Origin of the sequence: Chryseobacterium shigense, assembly GCF_014207845.1 — a bacterium.
Taxonomy (GTDB): Bacteria; Bacteroidota; Bacteroidia; order Flavobacteriales; family Weeksellaceae; genus Chryseobacterium; species Chryseobacterium shigense_A.
This window is the reverse complement of the sequence record NZ_JACHLC010000008.1, coordinates 33150-58905: the sequence shown is the minus strand read 5'-3', so window position 1 is coordinate 58905 and position 25756 is coordinate 33150. Positions and strand designations below refer to the sequence as shown.

Sequence of the window (25756 nt, the reverse complement as noted above, 5' to 3'; positions counted from 1 at the left end):
TTGACAATAAATGATTAACCGCGATTTGAAATCGCGGTTTTTTTTTGACATAAAATCGATATTTTTTGAATATTTTACAATTCAACATAAAATATTCTGCTATTTTTGCCACAATCCTAATTCCCATATAAATGAAATCTTTTTTACTAACTCTTTTTTTGCTGTTCTCAACAGCTAATTCTCTTTTTGCGCAAAGAGATACGGAGCATTGGTTTGCTCCAATGGCAGCGCGAAGTACCAATGTTATAAGCCCGCAACAGGCACTGTATTTTTCAACAGACTCCACTACTCCGTTTCCGGTGGAAATTTACAGTAACAATATCCTGCTGGGAACTGTAACAGTATCCAAAGGCGCTCCACAAACATTCAACATTCCTTTAGGAAGTATCATTACAAGCAATACTTCTGAACTGTTCACCCCGGTAAGCAAAGGACTGTACACCAAAGGAACAAAACCTTATTTTGCAACCTTCAGGTTTTCTGTAAGCAGCCACGGTGAAATCCTGACTTCCAAAGGAAAAGCTGGAATCGGTAAAAAGTTTTATGCAGTAGTTTCGCCCATAGAAAATCCTGTTGTCGCCCTGAATTTCACCACCGGTGTAATGGCCACAGAGGACAATACTACGGTTACTGTCTCAGACTATTCTCCCGATGTAGAGTTTACCAACGGATGGACAGGGGTAACCAATCCTTCCCTGACATTCACCCTGAATAAAGGTCAGTCCTATATTATTGAAGGAGTTGGCGATAAAGCGGGAAACAAAGAAGGCTTTATCGGTGCTAAAATAGAGGCCGACAAACCTATTTCCGTAACGAATGGGAATTTCAACGGTCAGTTTGCCATCATCCCGCCCGGTTCATTTTACGACGGGGCTGACATTGTAATGGATCAATCTGTTCCGACCGACAGACTAGGTAATGAATTCGTTCTTGTAAAAGGAAACGGAGACATCAGCGAAAGAATGGAAGATGCCCTGATCGTTGCAACCGAAGGTGGTACGCAGGTATTCATTAATAACGGAGCAACACCGGTAGTCACTTTAAGCGAAGGCGAAAGCTACAGGGTAAACAAACTGAACAATACCAATTACATCAGTCAGGGGAATAACCACTACAATATGTACATTAAAACAACTAAAAATGTGTATGTATACCAATTGCTGGCAGGTGTTTCCAACAGTAATGCCACAGTGGGGTTCAATTACATTCCTCCTTTGAACTGTTACCTTCCGAGAAAAATTGATGAAATAGGCAACATTAATATCCTGCCTCCTACTACCAACAGTGTTAAGCTTAATATCCTGACAGAAACAGGAGCTGCCGTTACAGTAAACGGAGCTACTCCTCCTGCCGCCCAGGGCCCATATCCTGTATCCGGAACCTCATCATGGGTATCCTACTCTGTACCGAACGTTACCGGAAATGTAACGATCACTTCTTCGAAAGCAGTAACCGCAGGGATCTCCGGGGGAAGTGGTGTAGTGGGTTATGGCGGATATTTCGCCGGCTTCTCTTCTATTCCGGTGATTGCCAAACAGACTGGCGACTGTATTCCCGGAATTGTACTGGAACTGGATGACAGCTTTGATTCTTATCAATGGTTCAGGGATAATACACCCATTGCCGGAGCCACAACCAATTCCTATATTCCGACACAGTCAGGAAACTATACCGTAAAAATAACGGTAGGCTCCTGCCCTCCTGTAACTACTCCTGTATACAAAGTATTTACTTGTCTTACAGAAACCACATCAAACCAAACTGTATGTGATGGCGTTAAACTTATTGTCCCGACATTTACAAATTCTACCCAATCGGTAGTCCCTGGCAGTGTAATTATCGTAACACCACCTGTTAACGGTAATGCGGTAATTGATCCGGCTACAGGGGTTATCAGTTATGCTCCTGCTTATAATTATGTGGGACCTGATTCTTTTGTTTATAAATTTTGCGGCAATAACCCAGACTTTACAGACTGTGAGGAAGTAACACTCAATTTAACAGTTTCTGAAAGTCCTATCGTTAACAATGCATCTCTAAGAACGTGTTATTTAGAGGCCAATCCGGCTACAGGGTTATTTAATCTTACTAATGCATCGGTAACCACACAGGTTGGAGTTACCAAAAAATATTATCCTTCCCCTACAGATGCCGATAACAGCACGAATGAAATCCTGAATCCGGCTAATTATATTGCCCCTACCGGAGTGGCTTATGTAAAGGTAATCAATGCCAACGGCTGCTACAGAATTGCAGAAGTTTCACTTACCGTTCTTCCACCTGTAAAATCTACTGTTCTTGTTGATAAAATTATTTGTGTAGAAGATAAAACAACACTTGACGCAGGCCCCGGCTTTAATGGATATGAATGGAGTACGGGTGCAACCACACAGGCAATCCAGAATGTAGGAGTAGGAACCTATTGGGTAAAACTGAAAACCGGAGACTGTATCACTTTGCAGACAGTAAAAGTATACGCCTCCGAACAGCCGGTTGTCACCAATATTGACATTTCAAATACTACGGTTACGGTATATGCAACAGGCGGAAATCCTCCATACCAATATTCACTTGATAATATCCTGTGGCAGGATTCCAATATCTTCACAGATGTGGCGAGAGGAATATCGGCTGTGTACGTAAAAGATAGTTATAACTGCGACCCGATTAAAGTGGAAATCACCATTCCTAACCTGATCAATGCAATTACCCCTAACGATGACGGGGTAAATGATGTTCTTGATTATTCATTATTATCAGGTAAGAAGAATCTGGAGTTCACTATTTTTGACAGATACGGCAGCAAAATATTCCAGGGAGATCAATCAAACGGATATAAATGGAACGGAACATTAGGCGGAAGCAAAAGAGTTCCTACCGGAAACTACTGGTTTGACATTCACTGGAACGAACCTACTGGTAAACAGACTGCTGTAAAATACACCGGGTGGATTCTTGTTAAAAGCAGAGAATAATCTCTGAAAAAATACAGCTTTTTAAACCGCAGTTTCAGTACTGCGGTTTTTTTATTACTTTTTCGAGGTATAAATCCATTTTATTATTAAATTTGTGTTAAACCCTCCCCACTGAATGAAAAAAATTTTATCTTTTTTGTTTATACTTTTCTTTTTCACCTATTCCTTCGCTCAGTTGGACAGGGAACATTGGTTCGCACCAATGATGGATAGAAGTGCAAGCCCCAATCCTTATCAGAAATTATACTTATCTACCAACAGAACAACTCCTTTCCCTGTAAACATTTACAGCGACAATGTTCTTATCGGTACAGTAACCATCAGTAAAAATAATCCCCAGAAATTTGATGTACTCAGAAAATACATTATTACTACCCTTCAGGCAGATATGTTCACTCCTACCACGAAAGGATTATATCTGCAGGCAGAATTCCCTTTTTATGCCAATCTGAGATTTTCCGTATTCAATCATGCGGAGATCATAACTTCGAAAGGTATACCTTCTACAGGAAAAAACTTTTATGTGGCCAATGCACCCATAGCAGTTGTGAATCCCATCTTAAACTTCATGGCCAGCGTTCTTGCCACCGAGGACAATACAACGGTTACAGTAAGCGGTTATAAACCAACAGTACAGTTTTCAAACGGAACTACCGGGGTTACCAATCCCACAATGACTTTTACTCTTAACAAGGGACAATCCTATATTATAGACGGCTCCGGTACCACCAATACTGACGGCTTCATCGGGGCTAAAATTACGGCCAATAAACCTGTGAACGTTACCAATGGAAATTTCAACGGCCAGTATGCTGGAAATTTCCCTTCAAGCTCTGACATCTTAATGGATCAGGCTGTTCCTGTTGAAAGACTTGGAAGCGAGTTTGCCCTCGTAAAGGGAAACGGCAGCGTAGGATCCAGTATGGAAGGAGCCATAGTAATTGCTACCGAAGACAATACCCAGATCTTTGTTAATGATGAAATTCCTCCGCTTGCCACTTTAAATGCAGGCCAATATTTTATCATTCCGAATACAAAATATAAGCTACAGGGAACCTCACATTATAACCTTTACCTTAAAACATCAAAAAATGCCTACGTCTACCAGGTTCTTGCGGGAGATTCCGTTTCAGGAAGTGAAGTAGCAACCGGCGGATTCAATTTTATTCCGGCACTGAACTGCTATCTCCCAAAACAGATCAATGAATTGGGTTTTATTGATGAAAATTTTGTTCATTCCACTGCTAACCCTTCAGGAATTCTTAATATCCCGACAAAGCTGAATCTTATTACGGAAAGGGGCGCCACCGTTACAGTAAACGGAGCTGTTCCACCTGCCACAACGGGTCCATTCAACATGACAGGAACCAACAATTGGGTTACCTACGGCATACCTAATGTAACAGGGACCATCACTGTGATTTCTGACAAAGCAATTACCGCAGGAATTAATGCGGGAAGTAATGCGGTAGGATACGGAGGTTTCTTCGCCGGCTTTCCTACGCAGCCCGTTATTTTAAGATCGGGAGGAACCTGTGCTCCGGGAATTGTACTTACGGTAGATCCTGTAATTTATGACACTTATCAGTGGTATGTGAATGGAAATCTTATTCCGGGGGCTACAGGGTCATCTATCAGCCCTACGCAGTCCGGATATTATACCTGCTCAGTAACTATGGGCAGATGCGGTGCTTTGGTAACGGAACAGGTTAAGGTACTGAACTGTACAAAACTGACGACATCAATGTATAATGTATGCAGCTCACAGACCATAACTCCTACATTCAGCACCTCTCCCCAGACGCCTGTACCTTCTACGGTTGCCATCCTCACCCCTCCTACGTTGGGAACTGCAGTAATTGATCCTGTGACTGGTGCTATCACGTATACAGTCAATAATCCCGGAACTACCGGAACAGATACTTTTACCTATACTTTCTGTGGAAATGATCCCGTTTTTCCGGATTGTGAAACAGTAACTGTCACCGTGAATGTTCTTGCCCTTACCGTGACCAATGTTACATTGCATGCCTGTAATATCAACGGGCAGGGAACCTTTAATCTTACTTCCGCCAATGTAACCAATAACTCACCTGTAACCATTACGTACTACCCTACTTTAGCAGATGCCCAGACAGAAAATCCGGGAGCACTTATTACTTCTATAAATGCTTATACCGCACCGGACGGCACGGTTGTATATGCTGTGGTAAAAAATAATCAGGGTTGTAAAAGTATCGCCCAGATCACCCTTTCATTATACAATCTGGCTATTGTAGTGAATAATTATAATGGGACTTTCTGTGATGACAATATGGACGGAACAGTTACTGTCATGCTATCCAATATAACGGGCATCGTGCTGAATAATCCCGGTTACTTTACCAACGTAAGATATTACGCCACTCTTACCGATGCCAATGCCGGAAATGCCAATACACTCCCTAACAACTGGAGTTATACCGCAACAACCACAATTTACATCAGGGTGGAATCTCCTGATGGCTGCGCTGTAGTTGTGAAGCCTTTACAGTTCAGTATCGGAGCCCGTATTACTTTACTGACACCAGCAGTTGTTACAAGCATGTGTGATGATGATCTTGACGGAATAAAAACAGTAAACCTCACCCAGTTTATTCCACAGTTTACAGCAGATCCCGGTGTAACATATACTTTCCACGGAAGTTTAGCTGATGCTCAAAATAATATTAATGCCCTGTTAAGTACAGTCAACGTTACAGGCACACAAACTTATTATATCAGATTCGAGAAAAATGGTGTCTGCCCTGAGGTAGGATCTATCAAAATCACCATTAAAACCCCTAAAAAATCTGACATTTTAAAAGACCAGATCATCTGTCCAAAAGCTACCACTAAACTGGATGCCGGCCCTGGATTTGAAAAATACCTGTGGAGCACAGGGGATACTTCTCCTTCCATTTCCAATGTTCCTGTGGGTAGTTACTGGGTAGAGCTTACATTCAACGGATGTGTTTACAAACAATTTGTTACCGTTACAGAAGCTCCTCTTCCGATGATTGCTTCTATTGAAATTAACGGATCTACTGTAACTGTTGGAGCAAGTGGCGGAACTCCTCCCTATGAGTACTCTCTGGATGGGGTTAGTTGGCAGAGCTCAAACGTATTCAATAATGTACCGAGAGGAAGTCATATTGTCTTTGTGAGAGACTCCAAACTATGCGATGAAGTCAGTAAGCCGTTTGCCATCATCAATCTGATCAATACTATTACTCCTAATGGTGACGGGCATAATGATGAAATAGACTATTCTGCTTTAATGAGCAATACCAATCTGGAATTTAGAGTATTTGACCGCTACGGAGCCGAAATTTTCAGGGGAAGCCCGAGCAACCGATATACATGGGATGGAAGAATGGGCGGAAGACCTGTACCTACGGCTACTTACTGGTATTTTATCACCTGGACGGAATATGGCACTTCCACTTTTGTAAAATATACGAGCTGGTTGCTGGTAAAGCATAAATAATACTGTGTTTTTCCATTTAAATCTCATTTATAACATTCATTAACAGTTTAATGTTAAAGTTTAATATAACTTTAACCTGTAATCACTATCTAAATAGGTATAAATTGCTGTATTTCTACGTAATTTTGCCCTAATTATATGAAGAAGCTAATTACCCTTTTGCTGCTGATTTTTCTGGCAAAAATCCATGCACAGACCTATTCCGGAGAGGTATTTTTGAGAGACAATTCAATCTTGTATCTCAACCAGGTTTACGTAACCAATCTGAATACTCAGAAAACAGTGCTTACGGACTACAACGGTACTTATAATATTCCTGCAGTTCCCGGAGATGTCATCCGTTTTACTTCCATCGTCACAGAGCGGAAAGACGTGAAGCTTACTCCCCAGATGATGGAACAGAAGAACCTAATTGAATTAAAAATTGCCTATTACGAGATCCAGGAAATTGTACTGAACAGGTTTAAACCTACCGGAAATCTGAGGTATGATGTAAATTCCATAAGAAAAGAAGACAAGGGGCTGGCCATTAAAAAAGTAATAGGATTGCCTGAACCAAAAGGTGACGGAACTTCTCCTGAGCTTCCCGTTGCAGGGTTAAGGGATGGAGGACTTACTTTCAGCCTGGAAAGTATCTATGATATCCTTTCGGGGGACAGAAAGAAGAAACAGCGCTACATGGCTTATGAAAGAATGAATAATTCTGTGACACAGATCAAAAATTATCTTGGTAAGGACTATTTTGCAAAGTTCAAAATTCCGGAAAACCTCGTTGACAACTTCCTTCAGTTTGTTTATACTTCTGAAAATATTGAAGCTTATGTACTGTCCGGTAATTTTGAAGCGATAAAAGTTCCTATAGAAAAATACCTGCCGATCTACCAGAAAAGGCTTAAAACTTCAAACCTCCAGGAAATCGTAAAATAGACTCTTTAGTATATAACTTTCAAAGAAATGTATGTCAATGATAATTTTATAGTGTACATTTCTTTTTTTATTTAAAATTATGCTTAATTTTATCTTCCAGTTAGGGAATTAAAATAAAAACAATAGTATTTCCGTTATTGTAATAAACTAATTGCAGAAAACACAAATTAAGAAAAGAATATCAGCTTTTAACTTAATAATTGTTAATGAAAAAATTACTTTTACTTTTTGTTTCTGTACTATTTTTTAATATGTCTGCCCAGAAAAGAGGGAAAGACTACAGCAATATTTTAAAAAGTAAAAATATCTATGAGATCAATGCGTTTCTCAGAGATGCACACCCTGATGATCCCCGAAGATCTGTTCTGAAGCCCCGGGTAATGGAAATGATGACCCAGTACATCAAAGAGGCACACCCTGCCGACCAGAAAGTAAAAGATATGCAGGAAATGCTTGCCCTTCTGAAAAGAAGGCCTTCCACAAAGATCAGTTTTGATGAGATGAATGCCATCATCAAACAAAAGCAGATTGCCAAATACAAGGCAGAGCTTGCCGCAAAACAATCTACAGTAGTGTATACGCCAAGTACCTCTCAAAATACTTTTGTTGTGAATACAACCGCCAATGCCGCCGTTCCGAATGCGGAAGCAGAAGAGTTTAATATGCTGATGGCTGAAAATCCAGTTGAACACAAGAATAAAACCGTAAAAATATTAAACTCACTGTTTGATAACGATCCAAGCAGTAAAGTAAGTATAGTCCTTATAAAAAATAATTCTGACTGTAATATCATCGTAAGAATGGAAGGGGTAGGAACCACTAAATACAGGCTTGCAGTTCCGGCTCACGATGACAGCACAATTGTTATAGATAAGGGGCAGTACCTTTTCACCAGTCTTGTTTGCGGCGCCCAGTATGCTTCTCAAAAAACAATTGAAAAAGCTATTATGGTTACATTGGGAAGTTCCGCAACACCGTAAACTTTTCTTAAATACACACAGGTCTGTCTTTTAAGTACAAAAGACAAGGTAGTCTATGTAAAATTTGCTATTTTTGCGGGATTTTATAAATGACTCGATGGGCAAAAATAAATTAGCAAGATTCGCAGAAAACAAGATTTTACCAAACGTAATCCAACCGACAAGAGAAGATGCATTAAACGGTTTTCCACTTAAAGGAAACTGGAGAAAAGATTTCTTTAAGAATGACCATCCAATTGTACTGGAACTGGGTTGTGGAAAAGGAGAATATTCTGTGGGACTTGCAAAAACTTTCCCTGAAAAAAACTTCGTAGGAATAGATATCAAAGGAGCCAGATTCTGGTTCGGAGCTAAAGAAGCTGTGGAAAAAGGAATGAATAATGTAGCATTTCTCAGAACACAGATTGAGCTTGTAGATCATTTTTTTGCAGAAAATGAAGTAGATGAAATCTGGATCACGTTCCCTGATCCTCAGATCAAATACAAACGTACGAAGCACAGGCTTACCCATCCTGACTTTTTAGAACGATACAAAAAATTTTTGAAACCTGGTGGAATTATCCATCTGAAAACGGATTCAGAATTCCTGCATGGCTATACATTAGGCTATCTGCAGGGTGCCGGCTATGAAATTATTACCGCGCACCACGACATTTACGGTGCTCCTGAATATGATCCCAATACGGAGCACCTGAGAGACATAAAAACATATTATGAAGAACTTTTCTCAGCTAAAGGAAAGACTATAACCTATATAAAATTCCGGATAAGCTGATGAAATAAAAAACAAATTGATGAAAAAAATTTTAACGACCCTCCTCTTCCTGATCCTTGCTTCAGGTTCTGCTTCTGCGCAGAAAAAAACCAAAGACATTTTAAAAAGCACAAATATCAAGGAAATTGAAGAGTACCTCAAGAATGCGCATCCTGATGACCCTAAAAAGATTGTGCTAAAACCTAAGCTCATTGCCTTAAAGAATTCTGCATGGACAAAAGGTGCCCAAACGGCAAAACCTATGGAGGCAAGGCCAGTAATGACTGATATCCCGAACAGGTTTATGAGGAATTCTAATTCCAGTGATGCGGAAGAATTCAAAAAACTTATTGCCGAAACTTCTGACCAGCACAAAGACAAAACGGTAAAACTTCTGAACGCTATGTTTGATGAAGATATTACGGGAAAAGAAGCTGTACTTTTGTTCAGAAATAACTCGGACTGCAATCTCGTCCTGAGAATTGAAGGAAAAGATTTTTACAACCTGGCAGTGCCGGCTCACGGAGAAAATTTCGTCACCCTCAATAAAGGTTCGTACACCCTGAACAGTAATGTTTGCGATGTAAAATATACCTCTCAAAAAGACATAAAAAAAAGTATATTTGTAGTAATTGAAAATCCGGGCACACCTAAATCTGAGGTAAATAAAGATGCGGCAAAAGCGCAAAAAGAAGAAGCACCGGTAAAATCTTCAAAAAAGAAAAGATCAAAAAAATAACTGTATGAAAAAGCTGTTTGCTTTCTCCGGAATTTCACTTATTCTCATGAGTTGCAGTGTAAACTACAACAATTATCCTGTAACAAGAACACCTTCTATACCCGGCACAGGAGGAAGTACTGCAATGAGTACGGAAAGAGAATATGCGGAACTTATTAAAACCTATAAGCCTGAAACTGCAGACGTTTTAAATGACCTTCTCAATGAGGACTCTCCTACTAATCCGAGAACTTCTATTTCAGTGGAAAACAAATCCCCCTGCAATATGGTTCTTACTGTAAGCAGCAGTGGCTTCTTTAAAAAAATTCCGATAGGCTCCGGTAAAGTTGGCTATACAATGGTTCCTAAAAACAAAAATTACCGGCTTTCGGGAATGCTCTGTAATTCGTCTTATGAAGCTACAAAGTATGTTACAACCTCTTATGCTATAAAGATCAGCAATTAAGGATAAAAAACCGCTCTGTTAAGCGGGGTTTCTTATATATTGCCGGATAAGCTTTATTAAATATCAATAAAAAAACGCCGGACAAAATATCCGGCGTTTTTCCTATATTAAAGAAAATCTTTAATTATTCTGCATCGAAATCAGCATCTGTATCAGCAGATACTTTTTCTCCTTCTTCTTTAGATTTTTCTTTATCAGCTTTTCTTTGAGACTGACCTTCTTTGATAGAATCAGAAACGATGTTTAAGATCATATCGATAGATTTAGAAGCATCATCGTTTCCTGGGATAACGAAGTCTACTTTTCTTGGATCAGAGTTTGTATCAACAATACCGAAAACTGGGATACCTAATTTCTTAGCTTCAGTTACAGCAATATGTTCTCTCATAATATCTACAACGAAGATTGCAGAAGGAAGACGAACCATGTCAGAGATAGAACCTAAGTTTTTCTCTAAGTTAGCTCTTTGTCTGTCTACCTGTAATCTTTCTTTTTTAGATAAAGTTTCGAACGTACCGTCTTTTTTCATTTTGTCGATATGGTTCATTTTCTTTACAGCCTTTCTGATTGTAACGAAGTTCGTTAGCATACCTCCAGGCCATCTTTCTGTAATATAAGGCATATTAAGTTCAGCAGCGTGCTTAGCAACTACTTCTTTCGCCTGCTTTTTAGTAGCTACGAAAAGAACTTTTTTACCTGCAGAAGTTAATTTTTCCAAAGCGCTGCACGCTTCATCCAGTTTAACTGCTGTTTTATGTAAGTCTACAATGTGAATACCGTTTTTCTCCATAAAAATGTATGGAGCCATATTTGGGTTCCACTTTCTGGTCATGTGACCGAAGTGTACGCCAGCCTCTAAAAGGTCTTTTACATTTGCTTTTGCCATGTTTTCTGTTTTTGTTAGTTTACTTTCCGTCTTTTAAACAATCAACAACTTCTTTAGATGGGAGAAGCGTTTGGATGCTAAACGTAACGGGCAATTTTTTTGTTTAGATAATAGAGCCAAGAACCAAGAGTAAAGATTTGCGACCAAAAAGTCTTGAATCTTGCGTCTGATATCTTGAATCTTGATATTAACGTTTTGAGAATTGGAATCTCTTTCTTGCTTTTTTCTGACCTGGCTTCTTTCTTTCCACCATTCTTGCGTCTCTTGTAAGTAAACCAGCTGGTTTCAAAGCTAATCTGAATTCAGCATTGATTTCGCATAAAGCTCTTGAAATACCTAATCTGATAGCTTCTGCCTGACCTGTATTACCACCACCGAAAACATTTACGGTAACGTCATACTGACCAACAGTCTCAGAAAGGATGAACGGTTGGTTTAATTTGTAAACCATCACGTCTGTAGAGAAATATTCTTTAGCATCTTTACCGTTTACTGTAATGTTTCCAGAACCTGGCTTTACATAAACTCTAGCTACAGAAGTTTTTCTTCTTCCGATTTTGTGAACTATAGACATAATTAATTATTTAAATTCGTTAACATTAATTGTTTTAGGCTGTTGAGCTTCATGTTTGTGCTCAGTTCCTTCATATAAATAAAGGTTCTTCAATAAAGCTGATCCTAATCTGTTTTTTGGCAACATACCTTTTACAGATTTTTCCAATACTTTTAAAGAATCTTTCTTTTGAAGTTCAGCCGCAGTCATAGACTTCTGTCCACCAGGGTAACCTGTATGCCAGATGTAAGTCTTATCAGCCCACTTGTTTCCGGAAAGTGTAATTTTCCCAGCATTCAAAACGATTACGTTATCACCACAATCTACGTGAGGTGTAAAGTTCGTTTTGTGCTTACCTCTCAAAATCTTTGCAACCGTAGAAGCTAGTCTTCCTAACGGCTGTCCTTCAGCGTCTACCACAACCCATTCTTTATTAGCAGTAGCTTTGTTCGCTGAAACAGTTTTGTAACTTAATGTATTCACACGTTTTAGTTAAAGATTAAACATAATTTTCCCCTAAAAGGGTGTGCAAAGGTACAAATTATTTCTGTAACCCAAAAACATATTTTATTTAATCTATCCCAGTGTCTGTATTTCACCTGTTTTTAATAGATTGTATCAACTGTTTTGGCATGGAACCTGTAAAATGAGTGGCGGATGAATGTTGCCATTTCTACATTCTGTTTTCTATCATTTTATAGAAATGTTTATAATCGTATCAATGTACAAATTTTCTAGCCGTAGGCAGGCTTGGCAGTTTCTCATTCACTTATGAGATTAAATTTATCTAAAGCTGTATACTGTGTATCCGTATTTTTTCATTGTTAAATATTGCCTCTTTTATGATTTCAAACTTAGAATAGTAGTGTAATTGAATTCTCTTATTACATTCAATTCTTAAATAATCATAATAACTCACTTCTATTGCTTTTTCAGTAGGCTGTTGGGGTTCAATAGTAATAAATATGAAATAATGATCTATATAATTTGGACTTGTATTGAGTGAATCGCCTGATGAAAACGGTATAATTTTTTTACTTTCAACCATACATTCATCTTCAATTAATTTTACATCGGAATTATTTAATAATCTCATATACCGAAGCAACCTGGTGACAATATATATCAAAATAAAAACAATCCAACTAATTCCTAAACACACTACAGATATACCAAATCCCGCATTACCCTTACCATCATTTATAAGATAAAACAATACACCAATTACTATAACTGAATATAATAAATGTGCTCGAATTTTTCTCTTATTTTCTTTGTATAGAGCCAATTTAATAAACTTTTTATCAGTGCTTTCAATTGTTTTTACGATCATGTATTGGTCTAAAATTTAGTTAAAACGATACTATTGACAGCCTATATGTAATCCGTAATTTTCAAATTATACGTGAATTACCTTTAAATATACAAAATCTTTTTAAAATTTTCATACAATAACTTTTACACAAACGCAACAACAACCAATTGATATACTGCTATTTACGTTTTTAAAACCCTAAAAATTCATATTATCTTAATTCTAGAAATACTTTTTATTTCCTGAAATATTTATATTTGCGCTAAAACCATATTTCCCTATCCATGAGCCACGGAAAAATCAGAGAAGATAAAACCTGCCTGAACTGCGGGCATACTGTAGAAGAAAGATTCTGCCCCCATTGCGGACAGGAAAATATCGAAAGCCGCCAGCCATTTTATTTTCTCTTCACTCATTTCATTGAAGATTTCACCCATTATGACGGGCAGTTCTGGCAGACTATCAAGTATTTACTCATCAATCCGGGAAAGCTCACCAAGGAATATCTTTCCGGAAAGAGGCAACTTTATGTGGCACCTGTAAAGCTATACATCTTCATCAGTTTTATTACATTCCTGCTTCCCGGCTTTTTACCGGAGTCTAAAAATGCTGAGCCAAAATCAGAAAAAACAAGAATTGAAAAGGCTGAGGACAAGAAAAAAACGCAGGAAAGAGTCCTGGACAAATTGGAAAAAAAAGGGTACATATCCTATCATGTTTCAAATGAGGTAAAAAAAGGAATGGATACCATAAAGGCAAAAGACTCCATACGCGATGCCTTTGCAAGAAGCGAAGATATTATAGAAAATACATTAAGCGCTAAAGAATCTTCAATCCTTAATGCCTATAATATGAAGCAGTATGATTCAATTCAGGCCAAAGATAAAACCGGAATTTACCAATTGGGGAGACCCTTTGCCCAAAAAGTTTTTAGCTTAAAGGAAGAGGGATTCACCAAAGAACAGATTGGAGATAAATACAAAGAAACTTTAATCCATGCCATTCCGAAAGCACTCTTTATTTACCTTCCTGTATTTGCTTTCTTCTTATGGATATTCCATAATAAAAAGAAGTGGTGGTACTTTGATCACGGTATATTTACCCTTCACTATTTTTCTTTTTTGCTGCTTTCCACTCTTTTTTTTATTATTCTTATCAGAATTTTTGATGCTACTCCTAATTATAGTATTATCAACCTGATATTTGGGCTTTTGTTTACTGCATTATTCTTCTATGCCTCCATTTACTTTTTTGTAGCGCATCACAGGGTTTATGAAAACAGTAAAAGAATAAGTATTTTTAAAGGAATGAGTTTATTTATAATCAATTCTATAGGAATTACGTTAATGCTTTTGATATTGATGTATGTAAGTTTTATAATGATGCATTAATTACGCAAAGATTTGCTTCCTCTGAAACTGGCAATTAAGTAATACGCAACAAAAACCGTAGAAAACTTCAGTATGGAAGGAATGGCAAGCTCAAGATTGAAGATCAAAGCACCAATCAGCACAAGAACACCCATAGCGGCAAATGACAATCCCAGTTTTTTAGGCAGGGAAAAATCCGGTGTATCAAGATAATAAGCCAGTCCCCAGGCAAATCCAAAAGCAATCGCATAATAAAAATCCAGCCCCATGTTCTGTGAACTCCAAAAGAAATAATTGATAAGGAAACTTACTCCCGTTCCCAAAGCGAAATAAACCAAAGCTTTCTGCATATCTATAAAATGTTATGCAAAAATAAATAATTTACTTATCATTTTTAAACAAATGATTATTAAGCAGGGAAAAAACCAATATCCTACAGATAATCAACAATCTAACAATCAACCAATTAAATAAAACCACAAGGTTCTTATTTTATTATTATATTTGAAAATTCAGAAATTTTCTAGATTTTTTATGGAAACCCAAAAATATACTCCAACCAACAAAGTAAGAATCGTAACAGCGGCGTCATTATTTGACGGACACGATGCTGCGATCAATATCATGCGCCGCGTGATTCAGGGAACAGGATGTGAAGTGATCCACCTTGGCCACGACAAGTCAGCAGAAGAAGTTGTTAACACAGCGATTCAGGAAGATGCCAATGCTATTGCGCTCACCTCATATCAAGGCGGCCACAATGAATATTTTAAATATATCTATGATCTTTTAAGAGAAAAAAACTCACCACAGATCAAAATTTTCGGTGGCGGTGGCGGAGTAATCCTGCCTGAGGAAATTTCTGATCTGATGGATTACGGGATCGACAGAATCTATTCTCCGGATGACGGCCGCGAACTTGGCCTTCAGGGAATGATTGATGATCTGGTGAAAAGATCAGATTTTGCAACTGGAAAGGAAGCTACAGCAAACGATTTGGATGCCATCAGCTTTGAAAACGCTACAAGTATTGCAAAAATCATTTCAGCCGTTGAAAACTTTTCAGAGGAAAAACCTGAATTAGTAAAGGCAATTGACGAAAAATCAAAAGATTTAAATATTCCTATCATTGGTATTACAGGTACTGGTGGAGCGGGAAAATCTTCACTTACAGATGAACTGGTAAGACGTTTCATCCGTTCCAATCCTGATAAAAAAATTGCCATTATTTCCATTGACCCTTCCAAAAAGAAAACGGGAGGCGCCCTTTTGGGAGACAGAATCCGTATGAATGCGATCAATGACCCTAGAGTTTATATGCGTTCAATGGCTACCAGAGAAAACAACGTTTCCGTTTCACCGTTCATTCATTCCGCATTGAATGTTTTAAAACTGGCTCATCCGGATGTAATCATTCTGGAAACTTCCGGTATCGGTCAGTCAGGCTCAGAAGTCTCTGATTTTGCAGATGTTTCCATGTATGTGATGACTCCTGAATATGGAGCTTCAACTCAGCTGGAGAAAATCGATATGCTGGATTATGCAGATTTGGTAGCTTTAAATAAATCCGATAAAAGAGGAGCTCTTGATGCACTTCAGGCCGTAAGAAAACAGTTCCAGAGAAACCATTTATTATGGGAGCAACCGTTGGACGAAATGCCGGTTTATGCAACAAAGGCTTCCCAGTTCAATGACCACGGAACCACAGAATTATACAACAGACTGATTTCAAAAGTAAACGATAAGTTTTCAGGCCTGGATTTAAAAACTTTCGCTGAGCAGGAAATCACAGACGAAGTAACCATTATTCCTCCAAAAAGAGTACGTTACCTTTCTGAAATTGTAGAAAACAACAGGATATATGATGAAAACATTGAAAAGCAGGCTGAGCTTGCCAGAAAAATGTATCATATTGACGGCGTAAAAAAAATCATTTCCAATGAAGCTTTAGATGCTGAATATCAGAAGGCTGAAAAAGAGCTTCAACAGGAAAACATCGACTTCCTTAAAACCTGGGATGATACCAAAAAAGCTTTTCACGAAGAATTCTATTCTTATTTTGTAAGAGGAAAAGAAATTAAAGTGGAAACCTCAACAGAATCTTTATCCCATCTCAGAATTCCGAAAATCGCCCTACCTAAATACAACGACTGGGGCGACCTGATCAAATGGAAAGGCCAGGAAAATCTTCCGGGAGGATTCCCTTACACGGCAGGAATTTACCCTTTCAAAAGAACAGGAGAAGACCCTACAAGGATGTTCGCCGGAGAAGGAGGACCGGAAAGAACCAACAGAAGATTCCATTATGTTTCTGCAGAAATGCCTGCAAAACGTTTGTCTACAGCCTTCGACTCTGTAACACTTTATGGTCAGGACCCGGCATTACCACCAGATATCTATGGTAAAATCGGAAATGCAGGGGTTTCTATTGCCACTTTGGATGATGCTAAAAAACTCTATTCAGGATTTGATCTTGTGAATGCGCTGACTTCAGTTTCAATGACCATCAACGGACCGGCTCCAATGCTGTTGGCTTTCTTTATGAATGCAGCCATTGATCAGAATGTTGAAAAATACATTGCCGAAAACGGTCTGGAATCGAAAGTTGAAGCCGTTTTAAAAGCAAAATTTGACGACAAAGGTTTAGCAAGACCAAAATATAACGGAGAACTTCCCCCTTCCAATAATGGCTTAGGCTTAAAACTATTGGGAATCACAGGAGATGAAGTTATTCCTGCAGATGCGTATGCTGAAATTAAGGCTAAAACCATTGCAACCGTTCGCGGAACCGTTCAGGCAGACATTTTAAAGGAAGACCAGGCACAAAACACCTGTATTTTCTCCACTGAATTTGCTTTGAGATTAATGGGTGACGTTCAGGAATATTTCATCAAGGAGAAAGTAAGAAACTTCTACTCAGTATCCATTTCAGGTTATCACATCGCCGAAGCGGGAGCAAATCCGGTTTCCCAGTTGGCATTTACATTGGCAAATGGTTTCACCTATGTGGAATATTACCTGTCAAGAGGAATGGATATCAACGATTTTGCACCGAACCTGTCTTTCTTCTTCTCTAACGGTATCGACCCTGAATATTCAGTGATCGGACGTGTGGCAAGAAGAATCTGGGCAAAAGCAATGAAAATGAAGTACGGAGCAGACGAAAGAAGCCAGATGCTGAAATACCACATCCAGACTTCAGGACGTTCTCTTCACGCTCAGGAAATTGATTTCAACGATATCAGAACGACACTTCAGGCATTGTATGCCATCTACGATAACTGTAATTCCCTTCACACCAATGCTTATGACGAAGCGATTACAACTCCAACTGAGGAATCTGTAAGAAGAGCAATGGCCATTCAGCTGATCATCAACAAAGAATTAGGATTGGCTAAAAACGAAAATCCGCTTCAGGGATCATTCATCATTGAGGAACTGACAGATTTAGTGGAAGAAGCCGTTTACGCAGAATTCGACAGAATTACCGAAAGAGGCGGTGTTCTCGGAGCTATGGAAACCATGTACCAGCGTTCTAAAATCCAGGAAGAATCCATGCATTACGAGTGGCTGAAACACACAGGAGAATATCCGATTATCGGGGTAAATACCTTCTTAGGAAAAGACGGTTCACCAACTGTTCGTCCGGGTGAAGTTATCCGTTCTACCGAAGAAGAAAAGCAGGCTCAGATTGAAAATCTTCATAATTTCCAGCAATCTAATGATGATAAATCTGCTGAAGCTTTAAAACAGTTGCAGCATGCAGCGATCAACCAGCAAAACCTGTTCGCAGTAATGATGGATGCTGTAAAATACTGCTCTCTTGGACAAATCACCAATGCTTTGTTTGAAGTGGGCGGTAAGTACAGAAGAAATATGTAAGCTTGTTTCAAGAATTATAAATTAAAACCTCAAGGAAATTTCTTTGAGGTTTTTGCTTTAAATATCTATGTTTGCGGAATGAAACCAAAAGCCATCTTCAACTGGAGCAGCGGAAAAGATTCTGCCCTCGCTCTATTCAAAATTCTAAAGGAAGACCAATTTGAAGTTACTTCTTTACTGACAAGCATTAACGAAGAGTTTCAACGGATTTCTATGCATGGCGTTCACGTTTCATTACTGGAAAAACAGGCTGACAGTTTAGGTTTCAGCCTGATTAAAATAGAGATCCCAAAAGAACCATCGATGGAACAGTATCGGGAAATTATGATCCGTACCATGCGTGAAATACAATTGCAGGGTGTTACCCATTCAATTTTTGGGGATATTTTCCTGGAAGATCTCAGGAAATACCGTGAAGAACAGCTCAAAGCTGTCGGAATGGAAGCCGTTTTCCCTTTGTGGAAACAGGATACTTCAGACCTCATCTATGAATTTCTGGATCTCGGATTCAAAACGATCGTCACTTGTGTGAATGAAGCTTACCTGGACAATAGTTTTGCCGGAAGAATTATTGATCAGGATTTCATCAATGATCTTCCGAAAAATGTTGATCCGTGTGGAGAAAATGGGGAATTTCACACATTTACATTTGGTGGCCCCATCTTTAGAGAACCTATTCTATTTGATATCGGAGAAACCGTAAAAAAAACCTATCCCAAACCGAAATCAGGTCCGGAGGATGAAGAAGGAGAATATGTTTTCTGGTTTTGTGATTTGATTCCAAAATAAACCATCAGATTATAAATTATATAATAAAAGCCGTTCATATATAATCAAGACGCATGATGTACATTCATTACATTTTCAAACCTTATACTAAGCTTTTTACGGATAATGAAAAGTTTGAGAAAACTTATGCCGCTTTTATAATAAAAAGATCTAAAAATAAAGTATTCGATTAAAAAAACGCATATTAACCGACACATTCTCACCGTTTACCTCAATTTATTTTCTTATTGATATCTAAAATTTAATTTTATAAAAATTAAATTAACAATGAGAATAATAAAATTTTTCACCAAAACCCTGTTTTTGTTTTTATTATTGTTTGCTGTATTTTCCTTTGCACAGACAACCATAAAGATCACTTATTACACAGGCCCGACACAGAACTACACAATCGATACCAGCGGGAAACTCTATTTTTCGGGAAGTAATCTGCTTGTAAAAACTACAAACACTGCATCTGATGTTTCTATCCCGACTAATATTATCCGAAAAATTACTTTTTCTTCTACAGTTTTGGCAACTCAGGAAATCGGGACGAATAAAGATCAGATCAGGCTGTATCCAAATCCATCCACAGATTTTATCCGGATTAGTTCCGATAAAAAAGAAGCATTGAAAGTAAAAATATATTCAGCCGAAGGAAAACTTGTCCTTAATGGAACCTACAATCCTAATGACGATATTAATATCAGCAGTTTCAGGGAAGGATTTTATTTGGTGCAGGTCAACAATACAACTTTAAAACTGATCAAAAAATGAGAAAGCATATTTATATTTTAATCGCAGTTCTTTTATCCTTCGGATTAAAAGCACAAAGCAATATCATTGTTTACAATTCCGGCAATACGATGTATGCTTCTCCTACTCCTGCCGTGGACAGTATAAAATTTGATACAAACTATGCCAGACTCAACATCAGCGGAAGCACGACAAGCCTGGATCTGCCGAAGAGCACAGTTGATAGTTTGACATTCTCTCCTACTGCCGTCAGCTTAACTAAAATTTACATTATTTATAAAGGTTCAGAAAATGCCACGATTATTAATCCTTATTCTGCTCAGGGAGTAAATATTACAGCAACAGGCGGAACAGTGAATGTTGTTTCCACAGCTACGATCAATAATCTGGAATACAATTTATTGGGAACAAGCACAACAGGAAGCCTTACCATGAGTTCTGCACTTCCTGCAAATTTTGTGATGAACAACCTTAATATTACAAACACTTCCGGACCTGCAATTAATATCACAGGTGGTCAAACGCATACTTTTACTATTCAGGCAGGTACAACAAATTCGTTGGCAGATGGCTCTTCAAGTACAAAAAATGGAACATTGCAAACCGATGGGAAAATAATTTTTGCAGGAACAGGAACCTTAAATATTACAGGAATAAAAAAACACGGTGTTTCCACTTCGGCAGGAATTGAAGTTCAAAGTGGAAATATCAAAGTAATATCTGCCGCATCAGACGGTTTCCATTCGGAAGGCTATGTGATGAGCAACGGAACGGTAAACATTACCGCAACCGGAGATGCAATAGATGCCGGGGATACCGCTATTTCAATTTCAGGAGGAAGTGTGACAACAGCTTTAGCTTCAGCTGATGTCAAAGCCATTAAAACCGGAACTTCTACTATTGGAATTTCAGGAGGAACTTTCAACTTAACATTGACAGGGGCGCAGTCAAAAGCAATCAGTGCAAAAGGAAATATTACTTTTGACGGTGGAAATATTACAGCCAACCTTTCGGGAGCAGCAGTTCTTACGGCTTCAGGAAGCGGCTACGATCCATCCTACTCTACCGCCATTAAGACTGATGCAAACGTTATTGTAAACGGAGGAACCTTTAATCTTTCCTTAGCCTCAACAGCGAATGGAGGAAAAGGAATTTCATCCGGACAAAATATTACCATCAACAACGGAAACATTACCATCACAGCTGCAGGAAACGGTGCAACCTATACCAATACAACAGGAGTACTGGATTCTTATTCCTCTTCTGCAATAACAGCGGACGGAAATCTTCTGATCAACGCAGGTTCTGTAACAACAACAAGTTCAGGAACAGGCGGAAAAGGCCTGAAGGCCGATGGAACGGTAACGATTGGAAGCACAACAGGAAATCCGGTTCTATTAATTAAAACAACAGGAGCGAGATTCTTGGTTTCCGGAACAGATTACAGTCACCCCAAAACTTTAGTTGCAGCCGGAGCAATTACTATTAACAATGGGAATAACACGTTCAATTCCACAGATGATGGAATTCATTCCGATGCATCTGTTACAATAAACGGAGGAAACAATACCGTTTCGGCGATCTCCGCAACCTCAGGAGTCGGTGAAGGTGTAGAGGCTCCGATCATTACCCTGGCAGGCGGAGTCAACAACATCACCGCATCCAATGACGGAATTAACGCAACATACGGGACCGTTTCAGGAGGAACAGAAGCCAATGACAACAGCCAACTGTACATTACGGGAGGAATACACATCGTTGCCGGAAGTGATGCCATCGACAGTAACGGAAATATCACCATTACAGGCGGAACTACCATTGTAAACGGACCTACCAGCCAGCCTGAAGAAGGAATCGATTATAACGGAACTTTCCTGATGAACGGCGGGCTTTTAATCTCTGCAGGGTCCAATTCAAATATGACAAAAGCAATGGGTGCAGCTTCCACACAGGTTGGAATGTATTTGAAGTCAAGCACACAGCTGGCAACAACTTCAATGCTGCATATTGAAAATGCGGCAGGAACAGAAATGGTAACTTTCAAGCCTAAAAATGGGGTATATTATTTCCACTTTTCCAGTCCCAATCTGGCAAAAAATGTTTCTTACAAAGTATATTTCGGAGGAAGTTATACAGGCGGAAGCTATGTTGGAGGAACTTCAGGATGGGGACTGTACACCGGAGGAACCTATTCAACTTCAGGAGGAACTTTAAAAAGTACTTTTACAACATCAGCAACCAATACCGTAAATACTGTTTCATTTTAAAAATTAATATTTTTGCCTGAATTTAAAACCTCTTAAGTAAAATCAAGAGGTTTTGTTTATTTTTGGGGCTAAATTACAGTTGTAAACATTCACAAATGATCAAAAACATCCTCACAACCTTCGCTTTTATATTTATTCTGGCCAGTTCAGTTTCATGTAAAAACGAACTGATTACCGTTTCTAAATCCGTTGATAAAAAAGAGATTATTGACTCCACAATTACTGCCTTCCAGAAAACAATTCTGGAGCAGCAGATTGATTCTGTTTTCAAAAAATATAATTTTAACGGAAGTATTGCCGTATTTAAAGATTCATTAGAATTATACAGAAAAGAAAACGGTTATTCTGATTTTAAAAACAAGGTAAAAATTGACAGCAATACGGTTTTTGCGATAGGCTCAGTAAGCAAACAGTTTACCGCCGCTCTTATTCTTCTTCAGATGGAACAGGGAAAACTGAATGTTACCGATAAGGCATCCAAATACCTGAAATCATTCCAGACCAAAGAATATGAAAATATCACGATTCACCAGCTTTTAAACCATACTTCAGGATTAAATACATTCGGGGGAAAGCTGATGTTTAAAAGCGGGTCGGATTTTTTCTATTCCAATGACGGCTTTAATGCTCTGGGACAAATTGTAGAAGCTGTTTCGGGAAAATCATACGATGAAAATGCCACGGAACTGTTCAAAAAAGCAGGAATGAAAAATTCTTCCACGGGAAATATTTTTAAAGGAACTGAATTTGCCAGCGCTTATTTAGGTAATCCCTCCAGATTCTCAATTGTTCCGGATATGCCCAAACGGCTTGGCAGTAAAGACATAGGAACTCCGGCAGGCGGAATTCTTTCTACTATAGACGATCTCCGCATCTGGAATAATGCTGTTTATGGCGGAAAAGTGCTTAAACCTGAAACTTTGAAGCAGTTTGTTTCCAAAAGTTCTGAAAGGCATCATGCCATTCTGGGAAAAATGGGCTATGGCTATGGGATCATGATTAATACGGGAAGCCCTGAAAGTTATTTTCACAGTGGCTATGTAAAAGGCTCTCCTTCTCTGAATATCTATTATCCGCAAACTAAAACTTCAGTTATTATTCTCTCTAATATTGCTGATGAGGAAAAAGGCAAGAGTTGGGCTTTCAGACCGCATGTGGAAGTTAAAAAGATTACGGATAACCTGGAAAACACCTTATTACAACTTAGAACAAAGCATTAATTTTGAAGGATGAAAAAAATGTACTTCATTGCGATCTATCCTCCTCAGGAAATCATTGACGAGGTTAAGGTATTCAAAAAAGATCTAGCTTTGAATTATGAAAATTCAAAGGCATTAAAAAATGATGCTCACATTACTTTGTTTCCCCCATTTTCCAGAGATATTGATCTTGAAAGTGACATTTATATTGCTTTTCAAAAAATTAATACGGAAATTTCTCCTTTTGAGATATTGCTGAATGGCTTTGGAAGTTTTCCCAATCCAAAAAGTCCGGTCATTTTTGTACAGCCTGAGATGAATGAGAATCTGAATTTACTCCATCAAAAAGTAGGGCAATATTTCAATTTCATTAAATACTCTTTTTCCCCTCACATGACAGTTGGATACAGGGATCTTAGTTTTGATAATTATCTGAAAGCATGGGATGTTTACAGGAACAAAACATATAAAACTAAATTTTTAGTCGATAAAATTCTGCTTCTGCGTCATGATGGGAAATGGGTTCCGATTGCTGAAAAGTATTTACAATAAATTCAAAACAAGCTTTTCTCTGAATTTCGTCAAAAAACATTTATAAACCCTATCTTTGAACCATGATTTCAGAGAAGATAATTTTAGGTATTGATCCCGGGACAACCATTATGGGCTTCGGGATTATTTCCGTGAAAAAAAGCAAAATGGAAATGGTTTCTATTCACGAACTGATCCTGAAAAAATATCCCAACCATGAAACAAAACTGAAATATATCTTCGACAAAACGTTAGCGTTGATCGATGAGTATCACCCTGATGAAGTGGCTCTGGAAGCGCCATTTTATGGTAAAAATGTACAAAGTATGCTTAAACTTGGCCGTGCCCAAGGAGTCGCAATGGCTGCAAGCCTTTACAGAAATATTCCTATTACGGAATATTCACCAAAAAAGATCAAAATGGCGATCACCGGGAACGGAAATGCCAGTAAAGAACAGGTAGCAGGAATGCTTCAGAATCTTTTAAACCTGAAAGAATTCCCTACCAAATACCTGGATGCCTCGGATGGTCTGGCGGTTGCGGTTTGTCATCATTTTAATTCCGGAACCATAGCAGATACAAAATCTTATACCGGATGGGATAGTTTTTTGAAGCAGAATCCGGATAGGGTGAAATGATTGTATTTTTCACTTATTTTTTAAGTACATCTTATAATTTCTGCTAAACCCAAGCATTTTCCAAAAACAAAAATAATCCAATGAAAATCAATTCATTAAATAAAAACACACAATTACTTGGCAAAACATAATACTATCTTTTACATTGGTATGATTTTTAGTACTACATTTGTATAAATTTTCAGTTATGAAAACAAACCAACAAACTATAAATCAATCGAATCACAAAATAAACTGGTTCCAGAAGTTTCTGATGGTATGCTCCGGAGGAAACATTCATATTTTGAGAAAGACCCCAAGCGAATGGAATAAATTTTCAGGTATTGGCGGGATCGTATTATTCACCGCTGTATTTGCAACTTTATCTGCGGGCTATGCCATGTATACGGTATTTGATAACATTTGGACCTCTGTAGGATTTGGAATTCTGTGGGGACTGATGATCTTCAATCTGGACCGTTATATCGTTTCCTCTATCAAAAAAACAGGAACGTGGTGGAACCAGGTTTTAATGTCTATTCCCCGTCTGATTTTGGCAACATTTTTAGGAATTATTATTTCTAAACCTCTGGAGCTTAAAATTTTTGAAAAAGAGGTTAATAAACAGCTTAACACCATTATCCAGAGAAATAAAAAACAGCTTCAGGGAGAAATGAGCGGCAGAATCCTGCAACAAAGCGGACCATTTGAAATCGAAAAAAAGCAGATTGCCGAAAAAACCGTACAATACCAGAAAGCTTATGACTCAGCAGCTGTAGAACTTGAAAAGGAAATTCTTGGAAAACAGTCCGGGCTTACCAGCGGAAAAGAGGGGTATGGCCCCAACGCAAAACGTAAGCAGGAATTGAAAGAACAGCGCCGTAAGGACCTGGAGGATTTTCAGAAACAAAACGCTTCCAGATTGGAGTATCTGGATAAAGAAATATCCAAAGTGTACACAAATCTTGAAACAGAAAGAAAAACTTCAGACACTTTTGAAGATAAATTCAATGGATTTGCGGCAAGGCTGCAGGCTTTGGATGAACTGGGTAAAAATTCGGCAATTATCGGATTAGCCGCAGCGTTTATCATGGGGCTTTTTATATGTCTTGAGATTTCCCCCGTTTTGGTAAAATTAATTTCCCACGTTGGCCCTTATGATTACCTTTTAGAAAAGACGGAAAATGATTTCAGGCTCTATTCTAAAGAAAAAATTGAAAAAGGAAATGCTTTAACCGATTTCAGGATTGATGATTTTAAGGATAATTTAAAAAAATAGCG

21 protein-coding genes are annotated in these 25756 nt (G+C 38.4%); 16 read left to right on the top strand and 5 right to left on the bottom strand.

Annotation, left to right across the window (positions count from 1 at the left end; genetic code table 11):
- Nucleotides 1-131: 131 nt before the first annotated feature.
- The 7 genes from HNP36_RS18685 to HNP36_RS18655 all read left to right on the top strand — a co-directional run bounded on the left by HNP36_RS18685 (nt 132) and on the right by HNP36_RS18655 (nt 10328).
- Nucleotides 132-2975, top strand: coding sequence for a T9SS type B sorting domain-containing protein (locus HNP36_RS18685; RefSeq protein ID WP_184167423.1), 2844 nt, complete (start codon nt 132-134; stop codon nt 2973-2975).
- Between the two features lie 115 nt (nt 2976-3090).
- Nucleotides 3091-6483, top strand: coding sequence for a T9SS type B sorting domain-containing protein (locus HNP36_RS18680; protein WP_184167420.1), 3393 nt, complete (start codon nt 3091-3093; stop codon nt 6481-6483).
- A gap of 138 nt (nt 6484-6621) precedes the next feature.
- Nucleotides 6622-7410 (top strand): hypothetical protein, encoded by a 789-nt coding sequence (locus HNP36_RS18675; RefSeq protein ID WP_184167417.1) that lies wholly within the window; start codon nt 6622-6624, stop codon nt 7408-7410.
- Between the two features lie 206 nt (nt 7411-7616).
- Nucleotides 7617-8390, top strand: a complete 774-nt coding sequence (locus HNP36_RS18670; protein WP_184167414.1) for a DUF6759 domain-containing protein — start codon at nt 7617-7619, stop codon at nt 8388-8390.
- 97 nt (nt 8391-8487) lie between these two features.
- Nucleotides 8488-9165, top strand: a complete 678-nt coding sequence (trmB, locus tag HNP36_RS18665) for a tRNA (guanosine(46)-N7)-methyltransferase TrmB (RefSeq protein WP_184167411.1) — start codon at nt 8488-8490, stop codon at nt 9163-9165.
- Nucleotides 9166-9184: 19 nt separating this feature from the next.
- The gene (locus HNP36_RS18660) at nt 9185-9883 is read left to right on the top strand and encodes a DUF6759 domain-containing protein (protein ID WP_228456442.1); all 699 of its coding nucleotides are present in this window, start codon (nt 9185-9187) and stop codon (nt 9881-9883) included.
- 4 nt (nt 9884-9887) lie between these two features.
- Nucleotides 9888-10328: a DUF6759 domain-containing protein gene (locus HNP36_RS18655; protein ID WP_184167408.1), complete on the top strand. Its 441-nt coding sequence runs from the start codon at nt 9888-9890 to the stop codon at nt 10326-10328.
- Between the two features lie 124 nt (nt 10329-10452).
- Here HNP36_RS18655 and rpsB read toward each other — a convergent pair whose 3' ends face one another.
- From rpsB to HNP36_RS18635, 4 genes are all read right to left on the bottom strand, one after another.
- On the bottom strand, nt 10453-11214 hold the full coding sequence (gene rpsB, locus HNP36_RS18650) for a 30S ribosomal protein S2 (protein ID WP_048508339.1): 762 nt from the start codon (nt 11212-11214) through the stop codon (nt 10453-10455).
- A 187-nt stretch (nt 11215-11401) separates the two neighbouring features.
- Nucleotides 11402-11788: a 30S ribosomal protein S9 gene (gene rpsI / locus HNP36_RS18645; protein WP_007843277.1), complete on the bottom strand. Its 387-nt coding sequence runs from the start codon at nt 11786-11788 to the stop codon at nt 11402-11404.
- 6 nt (nt 11789-11794) lie between these two features.
- The gene (rplM, locus tag HNP36_RS18640; protein WP_034706094.1) at nt 11795-12250 is read right to left on the bottom strand and encodes a 50S ribosomal protein L13; all 456 of its coding nucleotides are present in this window, start codon (nt 12248-12250) and stop codon (nt 11795-11797) included.
- A gap of 304 nt (nt 12251-12554) precedes the next feature.
- Entirely contained in the window at nt 12555-13100 is a 546-nt protein-coding gene (locus tag HNP36_RS18635) for a hypothetical protein (RefSeq protein ID WP_184167404.1), read from the bottom strand.
- A 266-nt stretch (nt 13101-13366) separates the two neighbouring features.
- On the opposite strand from HNP36_RS18635, the gene HNP36_RS18630 reads away from it, so the two are divergent.
- The gene (locus HNP36_RS18630) at nt 13367-14473 is read left to right on the top strand and encodes a DUF3667 domain-containing protein (protein ID WP_184167401.1); all 1107 of its coding nucleotides are present in this window, start codon (nt 13367-13369) and stop codon (nt 14471-14473) included.
- On the opposite strand, the gene HNP36_RS18625 is transcribed toward HNP36_RS18630, so the two are convergent.
- Nucleotides 14470-14802, bottom strand: a complete 333-nt coding sequence (locus HNP36_RS18625; RefSeq protein ID WP_184167398.1) for a hypothetical protein — start codon at nt 14800-14802, stop codon at nt 14470-14472. The genes HNP36_RS18630 and HNP36_RS18625 overlap by 4 nt on opposite strands.
- A 184-nt stretch (nt 14803-14986) precedes the next feature.
- Between HNP36_RS18625 and HNP36_RS18620 the strand changes: the two genes are divergently transcribed.
- The 8 genes from HNP36_RS18620 (at nt 14987) to HNP36_RS18585 (ending at nt 25754) form a co-directional block, all read left to right on the top strand.
- Nucleotides 14987-18334, top strand: coding sequence for a methylmalonyl-CoA mutase family protein (locus HNP36_RS18620; protein WP_184167395.1), 3348 nt, complete (start codon nt 14987-14989; stop codon nt 18332-18334).
- 78 nt (nt 18335-18412) lie between these two features.
- The gene (locus HNP36_RS18615; protein ID WP_184167392.1) at nt 18413-19123 is read left to right on the top strand and encodes a diphthine--ammonia ligase; all 711 of its coding nucleotides are present in this window, start codon (nt 18413-18415) and stop codon (nt 19121-19123) included.
- 267 nt (nt 19124-19390) lie between these two features.
- On the top strand, nt 19391-19882 hold the full coding sequence (locus tag HNP36_RS18610) for a T9SS type A sorting domain-containing protein (RefSeq protein WP_184167389.1): 492 nt from the start codon (nt 19391-19393) through the stop codon (nt 19880-19882).
- Entirely contained in the window at nt 19879-22128 is a 2250-nt protein-coding gene (locus HNP36_RS18605) for a carbohydrate-binding domain-containing protein (protein WP_184167386.1), read from the top strand. Before HNP36_RS18610 ends, HNP36_RS18605 begins: the two co-directional genes overlap by 4 nt.
- A gap of 95 nt (nt 22129-22223) precedes the next feature.
- Nucleotides 22224-23348, top strand: a complete 1125-nt coding sequence (locus tag HNP36_RS18600) for a serine hydrolase domain-containing protein (RefSeq protein ID WP_184167383.1) — start codon at nt 22224-22226, stop codon at nt 23346-23348.
- A gap of 9 nt (nt 23349-23357) precedes the next feature.
- Nucleotides 23358-23879 (top strand): 2'-5' RNA ligase family protein, encoded by a 522-nt coding sequence (locus HNP36_RS18595; protein WP_184167380.1) that lies wholly within the window; start codon nt 23358-23360, stop codon nt 23877-23879.
- A gap of 62 nt (nt 23880-23941) precedes the next feature.
- Nucleotides 23942-24496, top strand: coding sequence for a crossover junction endodeoxyribonuclease RuvC (gene ruvC / locus HNP36_RS18590; protein WP_184167377.1), 555 nt, complete (start codon nt 23942-23944; stop codon nt 24494-24496).
- Between the two features lie 187 nt (nt 24497-24683).
- Complete coding sequence (locus HNP36_RS18585; RefSeq protein ID WP_184167374.1) at nt 24684-25754, top strand: DUF4407 domain-containing protein; 1071 nt, start codon at nt 24684-24686, stop codon at nt 25752-25754.
- Nucleotides 25755-25756: the final 2 nt, after the last annotated feature.